At 37.9% G+C, this 16,928-nt stretch carries 22 protein-coding genes and 1 pseudogene; 4 read left to right on the plus strand and 19 right to left on the minus strand.

Features of this window, described 5'->3' with window-relative positions:
- Positions 1-52 precede the first annotated feature (52 nt).
- From H8S40_RS15270 to H8S40_RS15305, 8 genes are all read right to left on the minus strand, one after another.
- Complete coding sequence (locus H8S40_RS15270) at positions 53-244, minus strand: DUF6019 family protein (RefSeq protein ID WP_186865563.1); 192 nt, start codon at positions 242-244, stop codon at positions 53-55.
- 28 nt (positions 245-272) lie between these two features.
- On the minus strand, positions 273-608 hold the full coding sequence (locus H8S40_RS15275; RefSeq protein WP_118725271.1) for a type II toxin-antitoxin system RelE/ParE family toxin: 336 nt from the start codon (positions 606-608) through the stop codon (positions 273-275).
- Positions 605-913, minus strand: a complete 309-nt coding sequence (locus tag H8S40_RS15280; RefSeq protein ID WP_117990300.1) for a type II toxin-antitoxin system RelB/DinJ family antitoxin — start codon at positions 911-913, stop codon at positions 605-607. The genes H8S40_RS15275 and H8S40_RS15280 overlap by 4 nt, the downstream gene beginning before the upstream one ends.
- A 406-nt stretch (positions 914-1,319) precedes the next feature.
- Complete coding sequence (locus H8S40_RS15285) at positions 1,320-1,709, minus strand: class I SAM-dependent methyltransferase (protein WP_243238274.1); 390 nt, start codon at positions 1,707-1,709, stop codon at positions 1,320-1,322.
- Positions 1,710-1,742: 33 nt separating this feature from the next.
- Complete coding sequence (locus H8S40_RS15290) at positions 1,743-2,069, minus strand: hypothetical protein (protein WP_243238275.1); 327 nt, start codon at positions 2,067-2,069, stop codon at positions 1,743-1,745.
- A gap of 145 nt (positions 2,070-2,214) precedes the next feature.
- On the minus strand, positions 2,215-2,658 hold the full coding sequence (locus H8S40_RS15295) for a GNAT family N-acetyltransferase (RefSeq protein ID WP_117990301.1): 444 nt from the start codon (positions 2,656-2,658) through the stop codon (positions 2,215-2,217).
- Positions 2,659-2,693: 35 nt separating this feature from the next.
- Entirely contained in the window at positions 2,694-3,506 is an 813-nt protein-coding gene (locus tag H8S40_RS15300; protein WP_118725272.1) for an alpha/beta fold hydrolase, read from the minus strand.
- A 30-nt stretch (positions 3,507-3,536) separates the two neighbouring features.
- The gene (locus H8S40_RS15305) at positions 3,537-3,962 is read right to left on the minus strand and encodes a GNAT family N-acetyltransferase (protein ID WP_118725273.1); all 426 of its coding nucleotides are present in this window, start codon (positions 3,960-3,962) and stop codon (positions 3,537-3,539) included.
- A 381-nt stretch (positions 3,963-4,343) separates the two neighbouring features.
- Here H8S40_RS15305 and H8S40_RS15310 point away from each other — a divergent pair, with 381 nt between their 5' ends.
- A complete protein-coding gene (locus H8S40_RS15310) occupies positions 4,344-4,490 on the plus strand; it encodes a hypothetical protein (protein WP_186865564.1) in 147 nt (48 codons plus the stop codon).
- A gap of 457 nt (positions 4,491-4,947) precedes the next feature.
- Here the strand turns inward: H8S40_RS15310 and H8S40_RS15315 are convergent, their stop codons facing one another.
- The 3 genes from H8S40_RS15315 to H8S40_RS15325 are packed head-to-tail and all read right to left on the minus strand — an operon-like array spanning position 4,948 to position 6,709.
- A complete protein-coding gene (locus H8S40_RS15315; RefSeq protein ID WP_366482640.1) occupies positions 4,948-5,115 on the minus strand; it encodes an NAD(P)H-dependent oxidoreductase in 168 nt (55 codons plus the stop codon).
- 2 nt (positions 5,116-5,117) lie between these two features.
- Positions 5,118-5,708, minus strand: a complete 591-nt coding sequence (locus H8S40_RS15320; protein WP_117835391.1) for a sugar O-acetyltransferase — start codon at positions 5,706-5,708, stop codon at positions 5,118-5,120.
- Between the two features lie 2 nt (positions 5,709-5,710).
- On the minus strand, positions 5,711-6,709 hold the full coding sequence (locus H8S40_RS15325) for an alpha/beta hydrolase (RefSeq protein ID WP_186865565.1): 999 nt from the start codon (positions 6,707-6,709) through the stop codon (positions 5,711-5,713).
- Between the two features lie 118 nt (positions 6,710-6,827).
- Between H8S40_RS15325 and H8S40_RS15330 the strand changes: the two genes are divergently transcribed.
- Positions 6,828-7,265, plus strand: a complete 438-nt coding sequence (locus H8S40_RS15330; protein WP_015541390.1) for a MerR family transcriptional regulator — start codon at positions 6,828-6,830, stop codon at positions 7,263-7,265.
- A 42-nt stretch (positions 7,266-7,307) separates the two neighbouring features.
- On the opposite strand, the gene H8S40_RS15335 is transcribed toward H8S40_RS15330, so the two are convergent.
- Positions 7,308-7,919, minus strand: coding sequence for a class I SAM-dependent methyltransferase (locus tag H8S40_RS15335; protein ID WP_186865566.1), 612 nt, complete (start codon positions 7,917-7,919; stop codon positions 7,308-7,310).
- A gap of 296 nt (positions 7,920-8,215) precedes the next feature.
- Between H8S40_RS15335 and H8S40_RS15340 the strand changes: the two are divergent.
- A pseudogene (locus tag H8S40_RS15340) lies at positions 8,216-8,443 on the plus strand (DUF6061 family protein); the annotation flags it as partial.
- Between the two features lie 76 nt (positions 8,444-8,519).
- Here the strand turns inward: H8S40_RS15340 and H8S40_RS15345 are convergent.
- Positions 8,520-9,713 (minus strand): MFS transporter, encoded by a 1,194-nt coding sequence (locus H8S40_RS15345; RefSeq protein ID WP_366482641.1) that lies wholly within the window; start codon positions 9,711-9,713, stop codon positions 8,520-8,522.
- Positions 9,710-9,931, minus strand: coding sequence for a hypothetical protein (locus H8S40_RS15350; protein WP_186865567.1), 222 nt, complete (start codon positions 9,929-9,931; stop codon positions 9,710-9,712). Before H8S40_RS15350 ends, H8S40_RS15345 begins: the two co-directional genes overlap by 4 nt.
- A 117-nt stretch (positions 9,932-10,048) precedes the next feature.
- On the opposite strand from H8S40_RS15350, the gene H8S40_RS15355 reads away from it, so the two are divergent.
- Positions 10,049-10,942 carry an AraC family transcriptional regulator gene (locus tag H8S40_RS15355; protein WP_186865568.1) on the plus strand — a complete coding sequence of 298 codons (894 nt, stop codon included), beginning with the start codon at positions 10,049-10,051 and terminating at the stop codon, positions 10,940-10,942.
- A 791-nt stretch (positions 10,943-11,733) separates the two neighbouring features.
- On the opposite strand, the gene H8S40_RS15360 is transcribed toward H8S40_RS15355, so the two are convergent.
- The 5 genes from H8S40_RS15360 to H8S40_RS15380 form a co-directional block, all read right to left on the minus strand.
- Entirely contained in the window at positions 11,734-13,122 is a 1,389-nt protein-coding gene (locus H8S40_RS15360) for a site-specific integrase (protein WP_186865569.1), read from the minus strand.
- Position 13,123: 1 nt separating this feature from the next.
- Complete coding sequence (locus H8S40_RS15365) at positions 13,124-14,113, minus strand: helix-turn-helix domain-containing protein (protein ID WP_186865570.1); 990 nt, start codon at positions 14,111-14,113, stop codon at positions 13,124-13,126.
- Positions 14,114-14,233: 120 nt separating this feature from the next.
- On the minus strand, positions 14,234-14,410 hold the full coding sequence (locus H8S40_RS15370; protein WP_003864535.1) for a helix-turn-helix domain-containing protein: 177 nt from the start codon (positions 14,408-14,410) through the stop codon (positions 14,234-14,236).
- 268 nt (positions 14,411-14,678) lie between these two features.
- Positions 14,679-15,203 carry a flavodoxin family protein gene (locus H8S40_RS15375; RefSeq protein ID WP_186865571.1) on the minus strand — a complete coding sequence of 175 codons (525 nt, stop codon included), beginning with the start codon at positions 15,201-15,203 and terminating at the stop codon, positions 14,679-14,681.
- A 138-nt stretch (positions 15,204-15,341) separates the two neighbouring features.
- Positions 15,342-16,850 (minus strand): hypothetical protein, encoded by a 1,509-nt coding sequence (locus H8S40_RS15380; protein WP_186865572.1) that lies wholly within the window; start codon positions 16,848-16,850, stop codon positions 15,342-15,344.
- Positions 16,851-16,928 lie beyond the last annotated feature (78 nt).

Genomic DNA, 16,928 nt, shown 5'->3' on the forward strand with positions numbered 1-16,928 from the left:
TTTTCTCTTTTTTATCTTTTTCCATGATTTTTCCACCTCGCTCAATTAGAAGTTATTGATCTTCTGAATCCAATCCAAGTTCTTTCAGCACTTTTTCGTTTTGGATATCTTCATCAGTTTTCTTTCCAGTGATAGCACTGTAGGCTTCTTTGATGCCATTTTTCACTGCCCATTTGATAACGAAATACAGCGCAATCAAAATAACAATTGCAGTTCCTCCGCTTATACCTAATTCATTCCACATAATTCAATCCTCCAAATTCCGATTTACACTACTCTTCGTATTTCGTGTATTTATCAAGCTGAACATCAATATCACGACCGCCATACATCACTCGCATAATGGAAACTGTCCTATCATCATTATCTACAATATAGAGAACGCAATAATTATCTACTGGAACAATATGAAGTCCACGACTTTTCCACGGTTCTCTATCATAAAAACGATAGCGCTCTGGCATATCGTCAAGACTCATAATACACTTTTCGATTCTGTCCAGCTGACCACTGGCATTCTCCGGTGACTGCAGTTCGTAGGCAATATATTCATAGATGTTACGGATATCATTATCTGCCTGATCTGTAATTTTGATAGTGTAAATCATAGATTATAATCCTTACGGATGTCTGCAAAAACTGCACTTGCTTCTCTTGTTCTTCCTGCTTTGATATCCGCATATCCTTTCTCAAGTTCTGCATTCAATTCTGCTTCTGATAAAGCGGACATATCTACCGGACGAGAAGATGGAATTTTCACATCAAAAGGAAGTCCTCTCTGAAGAATAATCTGTTTATAAAACATATTGATAGCATTGGAAGCAGGAATGCCCAGTGCGGATAAAATGCTTTCTGCCTTTTCTTTCACTTCCGGTTCAATACGAGCATAAAGATTCGCTGATTTTGCTGCCATATACAGCACCACCTTTCCGATATTTTTATAATCATATTATACTCGATTGTGCGTACAATAGCAATACAACTTTCAAAATTTACAATTTGTTCATCAAAACTTATCAAAATCTTCCTGCATAGCTAAGTTATCATATTTCACAGAATCATTTGCTTTCTCCGTCCAAATATCCATCACCATTCCAATCGTCAAATAATCTAGATCTCCGATAGAAATACCTATCTCAAGGCAACGCAGGAGGAATAAGGGCGTGGTCATCTCCCTGCTACTGCGTTTAAGTTTTTTTAGACTCAATATCTGTAATGAGGTTTTCTTTATTGTTATTATGCATTAAAAGCAATGCACTTGCAATTCACTATAAAACTTTTTTCTTTTCCCAACTGTAAAACAGCCTCTGAGCGTTTCGTTATATAGAGGGGAATCCCGGCCAGAAGTAAACTGTCTCGAAAGCAGAAACATAATCAAAAACCGCATCCGGAAAAGGGATAGCAGATACATCACCTTGAACCACGCAACATTTCCCTTGTTTAATGGCAGCGGCGTTCAGTTTTTGAGATTCTGCCACACTGACCTCCGAATAATCCATTCCTGTCACATGTCCATTTCCGCATTTGTTCAACCAGGCTACAATATTTGCACCGCCTCCGCAACCAACATCCAGTACCGCAGCATCTGGATTTACTGAGATATTTGAGAATCCCCATTGTGATAACTTGGCGTGACCTCTGTTCATCATTTTCGTCATCAATTTTCCGCCAAAGCCTTGTGGCTTACGAGTATTTTCAAAGAAGCTCATTGCATTATTCCTCCTCTCTAACTTCCGATTGTTCTATTTCTTCCTTTTCTGATTTGAAATACTTTTTTGCGTATTTTTTACTTCTTTCACCAACAACTGAACATTATCATAAGCCAGACCGAATTTAAATAGCTTTTTACCTTGCTTATTATAGAAAGTAGTGACCTTATCCCAGCTACTAGTTACATTGCCATCGCCATAATCCTTATAGAATTCTTCAATTTTTTCATTGGAGGATGCAATGTCTGACAAGTTATATTCTCTCCTCCTGATTATACCCATACTATTCATGGCTGAAAGCATGTCATCTGTAACACCAGAAATTACCTTTGTTATCGCAGTTATTCCATTTCTTCTCATAGTTGCTTCTTCGATACCCTGCATAGCATAAGAACAAATGACGGAATCGCTCCAAATAACAAATCTATCCCCAAAAATGACAATTAAGTAACGAAATCATTATTTCCCTCAAAATTATAAATTCTTTAGTTTAAAAAACTTGAAGTTATAAACATCTTTGCAAATATATCATATCTATCAACTGTACGCCGCCCTCATAAATTGGGTGGTCATAATTGTCAGTAAAGAAATTGGGAATCTTGTAAGAACGGACAAATCCACATTTTTCATAAAATGGTATCGTCAATGGACTGTCACCTGTTCCAACTTGCAAAACAGAATATTCATCTGCATATTTACTGGCAAGAAAATCAATTAGTGCTTTGCCATAGCCCTTTCCTTGATTTTTCGGATCGACTGCGATATTCTTGATTTCAAGTATTCCATTACCTTCATCGGTAACAACACATTCAGCTTTTACATTACCATCTTCAAGTACATACATAGTACTTTTTTCAAGATAGTGATCAATCATATTTTCCTGCTCATCAGCTAATAACAATAATGCTATAAATTGCTTTTTATTCTCATTCACTTCTCGGATTTTCATATCTATTACTCCGTCAAACTTGAAGTTGTCTATTGTTAAATATTTGTAACAAATTCTTCTATCAAACTATTTATCCGTTCAGGTTTGTCTGTATTAGAATTATGTCCAGCTCCTTCAATCCATGTTAAAGGAATTTTCGTGTTTCTATGCCACGCTTTGTTATACCGTATGCACGAACCGGCATGATCCTGTGTACCGCATATTAACAAAGCTGGACACTTAAGCTCATACGGCAGATTCTTTTCCATTGCCTCTGCCAAAATACGAAAGCCATGTCCGGCAATTTGTGCATAACGCTTTTGGTTACCATCATAAACCTGCATCATTTCACGCATTAAATTTCTGCCATAAACAGATGTGGCAACACCTTCCGTTCCCGATTTCAGTAGCCACTTCCATGGATAATGAGCATATACCGGTTCCATCCGCTTCAAAAGCCAGATTTCAACCGCAGTCACATACTTTCGTTGCAACGGTGCAGAGTCAATGGAAACAAAACCTTTCAACTGGTTTGGATAGAGTTGTGCATAAGCCTGCCCCACATATCCACCCATAGATTGTCCAACAATGACAGGTTTGTTGATTTCTTCTTGATTTAAAATTTCGTTCAACCATTTTGCTTTATCGAACAAATCAAAATCAAGCCGAAACGGCCATGAGGTAGCGTGTGCCGGTGCATCCCACACCACAATATTATACTTTTTCTCAAAAAAAAGAATCTGCTTATCAAACAATCTATGGTCAGCGGTCAATCCCGGCAAAAAAACAAGGGTAATTGCATTCAGGCTTGATATGCTTGTCCAGTAGTGGATTGTTCCGCAACGAGTCTGATATGTCTTTTCTTTCATTGTTGTTTTCTCCTCCATAACTTCCGATTTCTATTTTTGTTTCCATAGCATGGTGTATTCTTTTTCACCAGTAGCTTCATCCAAACCTTCACATTGAATAATGAACCCTTCTCTTTGGTAAAAAGAAATTGCTCTGGCATTCTTCTGATATACATTTAATTGTAATCTAACTTTTTTATCCTTAATATAATCCAATAAAAGCTTACCGATGCCGCACGACTGCATTTCATCAGAGACAAAAATACCTTCGATATATTCACCATTTAATCCTACAAATCCTTGAATCATTTTATCATCTTCATACACATAGACTTCGGATTGTAACATCATTTCTTTCACTAATTCATAATTACTTTTCCAGTATTGATTGGAAATAAAATAATGTGTTTTCAGATTTGTCTTTAACCATATGTCAGCAACTCTATCGATATCTCCGTTCAGTAATTTTCTAATCATAACAAATATTCTCCACAACTACATACTTTATGCTTTTCTCTTTTTTTCATTCTATCACAAGCTCACCATTAATCATTAATTTTTTGATATTTTTTCTTTTCCCCCACTGTAAAACAGTCTCTGAGCGTTTCGTTATATAGAGGGATAAAAATAAGAGCAAGATCCACCCATGTTTAACGGTATTGCCATTTGACCTCCCGTCAACCTATGGGTTTTATCTTGATGGGAATCTCCCCATACCCTCTTCATAACAGACGTTTCACTCGTCTGTTGGTTCCACCTAAAGGTGTTCACAGCACTATTTCTAATATCGGAAGGGACAGCCGATATTGAAATACGTGGACTTCCAAAGGGAGAAATCATCTCAAAGGAAGGAGGATTATGAGAACAGTAAATAAAGAAACAGAATTAAATCACAGACATTTTGTTGCAGTACGACTGACAAATGCTCATTTTCATAAGAATAAGAAACGTGAAGATATCAAAAGTCACCACTACATTATCAGCTACGATCCACCGTATTCTTAACACAGAAAGAATATTTGCGAAATGCGATTGATGAATGTGCTGCCATATCCAATAGTTTTGATGAATTCCAATCCAAACTTCTGGAACAATTTCATATCTCTGTGATTGAGCATCGTGGCAGATACAGCTATCTTCATCCTGATCGACAGAAGCGGATTACTGAACGAGCACTTGGAACACGATATGGAAAAGAACACCTGAAACAGACCTTCTTACGCAAGGATCCGTTGGCTATTCTCTACGTCAGATCTCACCTGCGCCTGGTTGTAAATCTCCAGACAAATGTGAAGGCAATGCAGAGCCCGGCTTATACTCATCGGGTAAAACTTTCTAACCTGCAGCAAATGGCAAATACCATTATCTACGTGCAGGAGCATGGATTTGATACGCAGTCAGATTTGAAAAATACACTGGTTGCATCAAAGCAGGAATTGAAAGAAATGCAGACACAGTTTGCTCAGCACTGGTCCGATCTAAGGATTTTCAAACTTATAATTCCTTTCAAAGAAAGAAGTTCCACATCATGCCCAGCTTCTTTTGCTCCCTTTGCACACTCCTTTGCGAGTACATCAGAATTGCTGCCTCCTCGAAAACTTGTAGATATGATCAATACTTTTTTTGCCACAATTAAATTTCTCCTTTTTCAGCGTCTTTTTTAACCTTACGTATAACTTTCGCAGGCACTCCTGCCGCAATCATATTGGCCGGAACATCTTTTGTTACAACTGCTCCGGCTGCAATGATCGAACCTTTACCAATCGTAACCCCTGGAAGAACCGTTACATTTGCTCCAATCCATACATTTTTTTCAATATGAATCGGCTGAAATATCATACCAGCTCTTTTCTCAGGATCTTCCATATGATTGATTGTTGCCAGTACTGCATTATGTCCAATCAGGACTCCATCCTCTATATAAATACCACCCTGATCCTGAAACTTACATCCTGCATTAATAAAAACATTATTACCTATATGGATATTTCGCCCACAATCCGTATAAAACGGAGGAAACATTCCAAAACTCTCATCTATTTTCTGCCCGGTAAGTTCTGACATAAGCTGTACAATTTCTTCTTTTGTATGATATTTGTTATTCAGCTCCATCGTTATTTTTAATGCCCTTTGAGACAGCTCATGCATGATCAGATGGTCTTCACTTCCACCGTCTACAGTATATCCGGGCTTCATATTACTCAAATATTCTTCAAATGTCATGATTAACCAACCCCGTTTTCTTTAAAAAATTTCTGGATTTTATCAAATGGGATTACATCCAGATTATCGTAAAGATCTGTATGAACAGCCCCTGGAATTGTCAGCAGCTCTTTATTGGATGTGTACTTGCTGTCCTTGATCATATTTTCATAAGCATCTTTTCCAAAATAATAGCTGTGTGCTTTTTCTCCGTGAACGATAAGGACTGCACTTCTGATTTCATTACTGTACTTTAATATTGGCTGATTCATAAATGACATGCATCCAATACTGTTCCAGCCCCCATTGGAATTCAGGCTCCTTTTGTGATAACATCTGCCTTTATAATACTCACTATAATCTTTTACGAAGAGAGGGGCATCTTCCGGAACCGGAAGTGGAACACAACCACCGCTTCTGGAATACTCGCCTTTACGGTATTCTTGTGTTCTGAGGGCATTCAGTGACTGTTTCTTTGCATAACGTGCTTCTTCACTGTCCTCAGAATCAAAGTACCCATTTGCATTTACCCTTGTCATATCATACATGGTAGATGCTACAGTTGCTTTTATTCTTGTATCCAATGCAGTTGCGTTAAGAGCCATTCCACCCCATCCGCAGATTCCAATGATTCCTATTTTATCCGTATCCACATCTTCCCGAACAGAAAGAAAATCAACAGCAGCCATGAAATCTTCTGTATTAATATCCGGAGAGGCCATGAATCTTGGATTTCCTCCACTTTCCCCCGTAAAAGAAGGATCAAATGCAATCGTTAAATATCCTTTTTCAGCCATCGTCTGTGCATATAATCCAGAACACTGTTCTTTGACTGCACCAAATGGTCCGCTTACGGCAATCGCAGGATATTTCCCTGACACATTTTTCGGCTTATACAGATCTGCAGCAAGTGTGATTCCATAACGATTTACAAATGTCACTTTCTTATGGTCTACTTTTTCACTCTGTGGAAAAGTTTTATCCCATTCAGATACCAACTTTAATTCTTCTGTTTTTAACATATTTAACATCCTCCATATGCAAAATTTCTTGTAATTATACTAACAATAGTATATGATATAAATATCATACAACCTAAAGTTAACTTTAGGTCAAGCATATTTTGAAAGAAGGTTTTTTATGTATACAATCGGTCAGGTCTCTGCAATGTTTAGTCTTCCTGTTTCTACCTTAAGATATTATGACAAGGAAGGTTTTTTCCCTAATCTAGAACGTAAAGGAAACATCCGTTATTTCAGCGATAATGAGTTGGAAGCGCTTCGTATCATTGAATGTCTGAAGAAATCTGGGCTTGAGATCAAAGATATAAAGCAATTTTTTATCTGGGTATCTGAAGGCAGCGCCAGCTATGAAAAAAGGAAAGAATTATTTGAAGCCAGAAAATCAGCTGTTGAAACTGAAATCCAGGAACTTCAAAAAACTCTCTCCCTCTTAAAATTTAAGTGCTGGTATTATGAAACAGCAATGAAAGATGGTAATGAAGATACGATAAATGCCATGTTACCTGATAAACTTCCAAAAAATATACAGAAACTATATGACAAAGGACATGAATGATTTTTGTTTCTTCTTCAAGTTCTTCTTCAAGCTGGAAGTTGGCTATTTCGTTGCAACAATACTTATCCAATGATTTTTTGCATTTGAATACGTTTTAATCTCTGTAAAACCCGCTTCTTTCAAAGCGGCAACAAGTTGTTTAGATGTGTAAATCTTCATACCATTGATCATCTTTGTCCATTTTTCATCTGCGGCATTCGTTCCGTCACTCTCGTTACAAATCAGGAATATGCCTTCGCTTTTCAGCACACGGTTGACCTCGGAAAAGCATTTTACTAATCCTGGCCAAAAGTAAACTGTTTCGAAGGCAGAAACATAATCAAAAGTCGCGTCAGAAAAGGGTATAGCAGATACATCTCCTTGAACTACATTACATTTCCCTTGTTTAATGGCGAGGGCGTTCAATTTTTGAGATTCTGCCACACTAACCTCAGAATAATCCATTCCTGTCACGTGGCCATTTCTACATCTATCAAGCCAGACCGCAATATTTGCTCCGCCGCCACAGCCGATGTCCAGAACTTCAGCATCAGACTTCGCGGAGATATTTGAGAATCCCCATTGCGATAATTTGGCGTGACCGCTGTTCATCATCTTCGTCATCAATTTTCCGCCGAAGCCTTGTGGCTTACGGGTATTTTCAAAAAATCTCATTACAGAATTCCTCCTCGTTAAATACCGATTGTATAATCACTTAATTTAAGGGTTTCATTAGCTGTTATATTTTATTAATAAACTCCCCGCTAACCCTTATAAACACTAACTTTTCTATAGGTGAGCTTTCCCTTAGGTATTCCCTTGTGTTATATCGTTTCACAAGGCTTTACGAACCCTCGTAAGGGAAAAAATAAGGGAAGCAAAATCGCATAACACATTATAGCATAATATGAACGGACTGTGTGAACTGCTTGAAATGCTTTTTGAATTTTACAGAAAAGAGGATTGGTTTAATGAACATAATATATGCAGATTACAACATTTATCATAACAGCATTGATATATGCACTTGTGCCGGATATATTCTTCAGATTGATTGTGCAAAGGCAGAGGAAGGATTAAAGACAACACCTAATTCAGAGTGTGCCTTGAATGCTTTGGCAATAGACAATCCTGTGAAGTATGCTCGACTTTATCTTGACGGTACTATGCAGATGTGGATAGATGCGGAAGATTCGTTGGTTTCTTTAAGGGGCATTTTTCTCCCCATAGTGTTCTTTCATCTGGCAACATTTAACTGTCACATGAACATAACAGCTATTTCTGCTTATTCGCATTGTGGTTCATTATATTGAATAAAAATAGCATAAAACACAACGTAATCGGAAACAGGAGTCCAATGCGCATGCCCACATGAATACTACCTCCAAACATGTCCGCACCCCTTCCTACAATGGCTGGACCTATGCTTCCTCCAAGATCACCTGCCATTGCTAAAAGTGCAAACATTGCAGTTCCTCCTGTTGGAAATGCCTTGGAAGAGATGCTGATTGTACCGGGCCACATGATTCCTACAGAAAACCCACATACAATACATCCAGCAAGTCCAATGATCGGATTTTCTGAAAATGACGCTAATAAATAACATACAAAACATAAGATACCGGAACCAATCATAAATCTGTTTAGTTTCATTTTATCACCGGCTTTTCCAAACAACACTCGTGAAATTCCCATCGTCACAGCAAACATACAAGGTCCGGCAATATCTCCCACTGCCTTTGAAAATCCTAGGGCTGATTCTGCGTACGCAGATGCCCATTGTGCCATTGCAAGCTCCGATGCCCCGGAACAGACCATCATCACAATGGCAATCAGGAACATGGGATTTGAAAATAATTTTCTGATTCCCATTCCCTGTCCTTCCTCTACTAATGATTCAATCGGACAAGTTGCAAAATTAATAATATTGATAGCAGGAATTAATGCAAAAATAACAGCAAGCCATTTCCAGCTGCCAATTCCAAATAGCAGAAAGAAAGCGGTCGAAACAAGTATAGTTCCAACTGCTCCCCAACAGTAAAAGGAATGCAGAAGGCTCATAGTAGCCTCCTTGTTCTCAAACGGACATGCTTCCACAATAGGACTTCCTAAAACCTCGATTAAGCCACTTCCAATCGCATACAAAATGACACTTATAATAATACCAATAAACGGAGATGGAATTATTTCCGGTAAAAATGCCAAACCTACAAGGCCTGCAGCCGAACATACTTCTGAAGCAACAATGCATACTCTATATCCAATTTTGTCCACGTACTTGGCACAAAACAAATCTACCAAAAGCTGTGTAAAGAAAAAGGATGTTGATATCATAGCAATGTTTCCAAGTGAAATATTGTAATCTGTATGAAATTTCAGAAATAGTAAAGGTGCAAAATTCGCAGCAACTGCCTGCGTAATAAATCCCAAATAACACGCCAATTTTGTCTTTTTATAATTCTTCATCATTTTTCCTCAACTCTCTTTGTTGTTATTCTTAGATAATGCTCATCTCCACACCAAACACATCCCTCATAGAACGCACCTAAGTATCTTGGTTCACAATTCACTATAAATGACTTTTCAATAAGCATTAACATAAATTCATTTACCTGTTCCTCATTATCTAAAATGATAGAAATACATTCTTTTTCATCACATAAACCAAATTCAACCTGTTCATACATTTATCTTCTCCTTACGGCTAAATAGAACTATATAGCAATTTTGTTTATTTTTCACTATATAATATCGCAATTATGCTGTATAATATCGTAAAACAGATTGTTCAGGAGGGGACTGCCATGTCGCAGAAAGAAAAGAAAAAGCTTGTAAGTATAAAAACCGATGATACACTGATGGAAACTGCTTTACATGGGATTCATCTTTTTCCATACAAACTCTATGATGAAAACATAACCGATTATGATTTTAACTGTATTGACTGGCATTGGCATACCGAATTTGAATTTGTATATATCGAATCCGGTATAGTTCACTTTAATGTAGGAGAAGATAATTTTGACATGTCCGAGGGACAGGGAATATTTATTAATTCCAAAGTTATTCATAAAATGCATTCCGAAAATGACGCTGTAATTCCAAATTTTCTCTTTCTTCCGTCTCTGATTGCTCCGAAAGAAAGTTTAATCTATCAGAAATTTGTGTTACCTTTTCTGAACTCATCTTTGGGTTATTACATTTTTTCTTCTTCACAGGAATGGCAGAAAGAAATTTTGTCTGAAATGCAAAAGCTTATACAGTTTAGCAGAGGTGAAATAAATGAACTACAAATATCTGTTCAATTACAAAAGATATGGGCACTCATAACTTCAAATGTTATTTGTTACCCAGAAACTCAAAATGTGAATGCTTCCTCACTTGCACGGTTACAAATGATGATGCAATTTATACATTCGAATTACCCTGAAAGCATTTCTCTTTTGGATATTGCCAAAGTTGGGGAAGTGAGTATCAGTACTGCCTTGAATTTGTTTCGTAATGTACTGAATACATCTCCTGTCAACTATCTGATATGCTACAGGTTAAGGAAGGCAGCATTACTTCTTACCAATACAGAAAAAAAAGTAAGTGCCATTTCAATAGAAACTGGATTCAGTAATGCAGATTATTTCTGTAAAACATTTAAGAGAATGTATTCCTTAACTCCTACAGAGTATAGAAACGTAAAGAAATGAATTATCCGACGAAAAAAGGGTGACTTATCTCGCCCCTTTATCTCTGCTATGGTAATTTCTTTGTGTATGCTGCTGATCAGCTTCTCTTTGATATATCCGTAGCTGTAGCTAATAGAATTGTATACTGTTTCAGCTAATTAATGTTTGCAAACCTGTGATTTTGATTAGCTGTCAGCTAACAAAAATCGGATTGTGTTAGCTGGAAATGGATCATTTTGAATGGATTTTCATGTCACGAACGTAATTAAAAAACAAGAAAAGCGTTCGCTGTCAGCTAATCCAGCTAACATTTTCGAACGCTTTGAAGCCCGTCGCCAAGAGGATTTGAACCTCCGACCCCTCGCTTAGGAGAGCTCCAACCTATTGTCACTCTCTGTCAATCTGAGGTAAGGTAAACCCATATGGGACACTATATAAAACTGTTTCCGATTCAATTCGAGTTATTCTGAATACCCCCTTTGTCAAGCTCTGTAAAGCTCTGAAAGTTAGCTGTTTGTTTGCTCCAGCTAATAATCGGGGAATGCCTTGATATTACCATCGACATCTGTTATATGACCACCATGCTTTGTACGTTCGATCATGGTAAACAGTATTCAATTAAACTTCCTATCGAAAGCACAAGATATTTTCTTGTCTATAAATAATATAACGCATACGAGACGGTTTGTCCATGCGTTTTTGACTGGCAAATTTTATTCAGTAAAAATATCTGTAACCTTTTTTGTAACTGAATCTCCATCATTCCATCATCAAATGATGGAGATTCCAATAGATATGATGGAGATAGACAATTACTTCATCGTCTTCGCCAGTGAATTGAGCAATGCCCGCATCTCCGGATTTGCCAAGACTTTTGCCAGAAGTTCCGGATCAACTTCATCGGCAACAGTATTATTATTTTCCTGCTGTACATGCATCTGTGGATCCAGATTCTTTTTCTCATAAAATGCTTCTTCAAAAAGCTCTGCATTTTTCCTTCTATCATCATCCAGAATATGAGAGTACACATCCGTAACCATATTGACCTGAGCATGACCGGAATCACCCTGTACCGCTTTGATGTCCCCACCATTCAGTTTCAGCTTATAAGTAACGCTGCTATGACGGAAACTGTGAAACACAACTGGTGGGAGATTATAGTCCTCGATCAGTTTCTTTAAAGGACCACGGATTGCTCCATCTCCGAGAGGAAGACCAAAGGTACTTGCCATAACCAGGTTATAGTCCATATATTCATCACCAAGGATTTCTTTCATTTCATCCTGTTCCGCTTTCCAGTCTACCAACATATTAGCGACACTCTTTGGTAAGAATATCTTACGCACACTGCTTTCTGTCTTTGGTGTTTTCAGAATACGGACCGTAGAATTCTTCTTATGATTTGTCGGGAATACCAACAACACATCTTTTCCATCCAATGCATTCAACGATTCTTTTCTTATACGCTGTGATTCTTTGTTGATGAAGACATATGCACGGTTTTCTTCAATTGCCTCAGGAGAAATATCTACACAATCCCAGGTAAGACCAAGCAGCTCACCAAGTCGTAAGGAACATGAAAAGGATAGATTTATTGCAAGCTTTAACCGCTCATCTTCACAGACACTGAGCGCATACATTAATGTATCCGCTGTCCAGATGTCTCTTTTTTGTGATTTATGTTTTGGTACAGTCGCATGGGTGCAAGGATTCTTCTCCATCAACTCCCATTTCACTGCCTGTTCAAAACAATTTCTAAGCAGCTTATTAATATCCCTGACCGTACTGGAAGATACAAATTCATTTCGACTGGTTTTATTCAATGGATTGATAACTGCACGTCTCTTCAAAAGACTCTGATAATATCTTTCGATGAAACGGGTATTGATCTCTGAGAGTTTCGTATCACCAATGATCGGAAGAATATAGTTATTGATAAGAGAGACATTTCCTTCATATGTAGAAAGCGCCCAGTTTTCTTTGCCATAAAGTGCAACATATTCTGCAATAAGCTCGTCCAGTGTTTTGCATTTACGGACGACAAATGATCCCATCTCTTTTTTATATTCAATTTCTTTTTTTCTTCTCTTTGCTTCGGCTTTCGTTTCATAGGTTTCCCACTTCTGTTTCCTCTCACCTTTTTCATTCGTATAAGAATAGATTACATTAAATTTTCCGTTTCGTTCTCTTATAGATGCCATATTATTGCATACTCCTTTCCAAATCTCTTTGCTCCATCCAGTCCTCAAATTCATCCCGACGGATCCTAACTCGACTGCCAACTTTTATTACTGTGAACTTTCCTTTATCCGCCCACTTGTTGATCATGCTTCTGCTGACCTTTGCCAGATAGGAGGCTTCATCAAAAGTAAGATACTTTATATTTCCATTGCTTCCTCGTATTCCGGTTTGTGATAATTTCTTCCGCCGGAAATTAGCCAGGGCAATATTCTGTTCCTGTGCAAGTTCTTCATAATCATTCGATGGATCCAGCTTATAACGGTCCTGACCTTCCAGGAATTTTTGAAAACTCTCTTTTGTGATCCTTTTCTTTTCTGCAATCACAATGAATTCAAAAAAATGACTATACTTCGGATTATCAAGAATTGTATATACTGAACTTCTGGTTGTTCCAAGCAGCTGTGCCATCTCAGGCATCGTAATAGTTGCATTTTCCAAAAGAGCGTCTTTTTCTCTGTCTTCCTTTGTTCGATACCGGGACTGGCTTTTATACCAATTCTGAAAAGATTCTTTTGGTATTCGTTTCCAGTAATCGACAATAACAGCTTCCATTTGATTTTTCTTGAGTAATTCATAAACAAGATATTCATCAACACCCAACAGATCCGCGACTTCCTTAACAGAATAGGACCAGGATTTCAATTCTTTCCCCGGTTCTTCTCCGGTAACTTTATGGTATTTAATCTGATTGGCATACCATTTTTCAAAGCTGGCAATATTGATTCGTATCTTTCCGGCAATCTCTTTTGATTCAAAAACGTTTTTATGCACCAGCCAATATCGATCTGTCTTTTTTAATCCCAGTAGCTTTCCCATTTCCGGCACGGTCATCCAGGTCCTCTTTTGTGTTGGACGCCGTTTGTAAGGACTTTCTTCTGATATTTTCGAAATGATTTCTTCAACATCGTCCATTTCCGGAACTTCTTTTTGTTTCATAATTGCTGTTGCCATTTATTCTTCACTTCCTGTCTTTTTTAGTGTTAGTGTTTTTTCTTATATCATATCTCAAATCCAGATAAAAATTTAGGATGTCGATTGCAGATAAAATCTGCCTGATCAACACCCTGTTTTTTACTGTTCCAAGTTATCGAGCCAGTCATCGAAACTCTTCTTAGAGATGCGATACTTTCCGCCATCCAACTGGATCCACCGGAATTCCTTTTTCTTTAAAAGGTTATAAATAGTAGGTCTGCTGACTCCTAAGATTTCCTGTAACTCTTGAACTGTATAACATCTTTTTTCTGACATTTCTTTATCCTCTTTTCTTTGAAATATGAAAGAAAAATTATCCCTTCATATAACGAAACGCTCAGAGCATGTTTTACAGTGGTCAAAAGCAAATTTTTTTACTTTTTTTCTTACGAGTTTTCTTTAATGCAACTCGTAACATTAGATTTTTACATTTTTCATGAAATTAAGTAAAGAAAAAGAGCATATGGAATTGAATCCATACACTCTATGATTACTGGAACTTTATTTCATTTTTAATTCAACAAACTGGAATTTGGTGTGTGCTTTATAAATTTTTTCCGATCCACTCAAGTTCGTTCATGGAATCCTTATTTTTTTCAAGTTCATCTCTGGCTGTTGCGTAATATGATTTTTTGAAAAGCATATCCCATGAAAGATATTTTGCCATACAGTCAAACTGCTTATCAATCAGCTCATACTGGATACTGTCTACGGGAGAACCGCCTACAACAATCGTGCCAACTTTTTTATTTTTTAACTGCAATCCACGGCAGTAGCACTTATCAATGATAAGTTTCAATTGTGCTGACATTCCCCACCAATAAACTGGTGTAGCAAAAAGAATCATATCTGCGGCAGCAATTTTATCAATTGTAGAATTTGTATCATCCTTATCGACGCATCCCTTAGAGCATTGACAGACAGCACATCCCTTGCATGGTGCAATGTTGAGTTTGTCGGGTTCAATGATTTCAATTTTATTCTTTTCTGACGCTCCTTTTATAAATGCATTGATTGCTGCCAGCGTATTTCCTTTTCTGGCACTTCCATTAATGATTACAATTTTCATGCGTGTATCCTCCAACTCCCGATTTTTCAATCCGAATAATTTTAGCAAGCATTTCTTGTGTAAACCCATTTGAACTTCGCAGTTGTTTTATTCTTTCTCCCATTGTCATATAATGCACCTACTTCCCCAGAATTTATTTTACCACGTATTCTTCTGTTCATCTGTCACCTGCATCGTATCCGTATTTACCAGATAAAAATCTACCAATTCGGTCTCGTAATTACCGTCTGGATATATTTTTTCTAACACCAGTTCTTCGCAAGAATTACCATCCGCATCCGTCTTCGCCCCGTTGTCATACAGACAATATTTTACATTTACCGTATTACCATCTTTTGTTTCCTGCGTTTCACTGACAACACCATAGATTTCTCCTTTTGCATTCGCAGTGTAACTGAATGCCATATTTTGAAGTACATTATTCTCCTGAAGATAATTATAGACCGCCAGCATCGCATTCTGAATCGTCAGACCATCATGCTGTCCTTCTGCCTCATAATCTTCTACCACATCTCCGTTCTGAGTATCTTCTGTCACTGGGGAATCCTCTGTATCCGCATCCGATGATTCTTCGTTATCTTCTTCAGCATCCATTATATCCGAAGAATCCGAAGACCACCACAGACCATCCATACTCTGCATAACAAATGGATTATTGGTTCGATATCTCCGCTCGCCGCCATAATCCTCCTGCACGGTTATATACGTATATTTGCTGTCATGACCAGTCACCGTCTCCGCTCCATCCATTCCGAACACTACACTCAGACCACTCATTCCAATAATCAAAAGTGTAAATATCGCAGCAGCTCCAAAAATGATTATTAATGCCACTCTGTTTTTACCAGGCTGTATGGATAATGCCTGGCAATTGTGTCTGTACAAGCTTACGATTCCCCAGATTAAAAGAATCGCCAGACTGATTGTAATAACAGCAATCGATATTTCTGCGAAACGATATCTCACTTCATATCCCATATCACGGTTTATACCATACCACAATCCGTAAAAGAAGGTACTATATGCAAGAATCAAAGTAATGACACTGATCCGTACCGGATGCTCTTTCTTATCCGGCACTACCTTTTTCAGTGCTTCTACCATCTGCACTGTATCTCTCTGCTCTATCCATTCAGCAAGCTCAGCTTCTGGCGGATATACACATTTAGTATCCGGAATCCCTGCATAACGCATCTGGCTCTCTTGAAGCCCTTCTGTATCTCCTGCCACTACTGCTGTAACCACTTTCAGGTAATAATACACCTTCAACTGTGCCGGATTAAATTTATCTATACAAATATCTTCCAGCTCCTGTGTAGCCCGTTCATAATTGTCAAGAAGTATACTCATCCTTGCCATAACCAAAAGCATCTGATTCGCCACAGCAGGGTAACGTTGATATTGTTTCTCATATAAATACTGTGCATACTCATGTCGTTCTTCCGGTGTTAACCGGTAGGACTTCTTTCTACTCTGTGCCAGCATCGCGATTCGCATACCATAAGCCACTTCTAAAATCGCAATCAGCTGGCAGATAAATGCACCAAATCCCCAGATATCTGTTGTACGATCCACATAGGTTACCAACACAATGCCTAGCATTGCCGGAATCACGATCAACCATTTTGCCCAATCTGATTTTCTCACACTAACACCCTCCTGAATAGTTTTTCTGAATATAGTATATTACCGCACACACCAATCAACCATATACGCATTTTCAAT

The organism is Ruminococcus hominis, assembly GCF_014287355.1.
GTDB lineage: Bacteria > Bacillota > Clostridia > Lachnospirales > Lachnospiraceae > Schaedlerella > Schaedlerella hominis.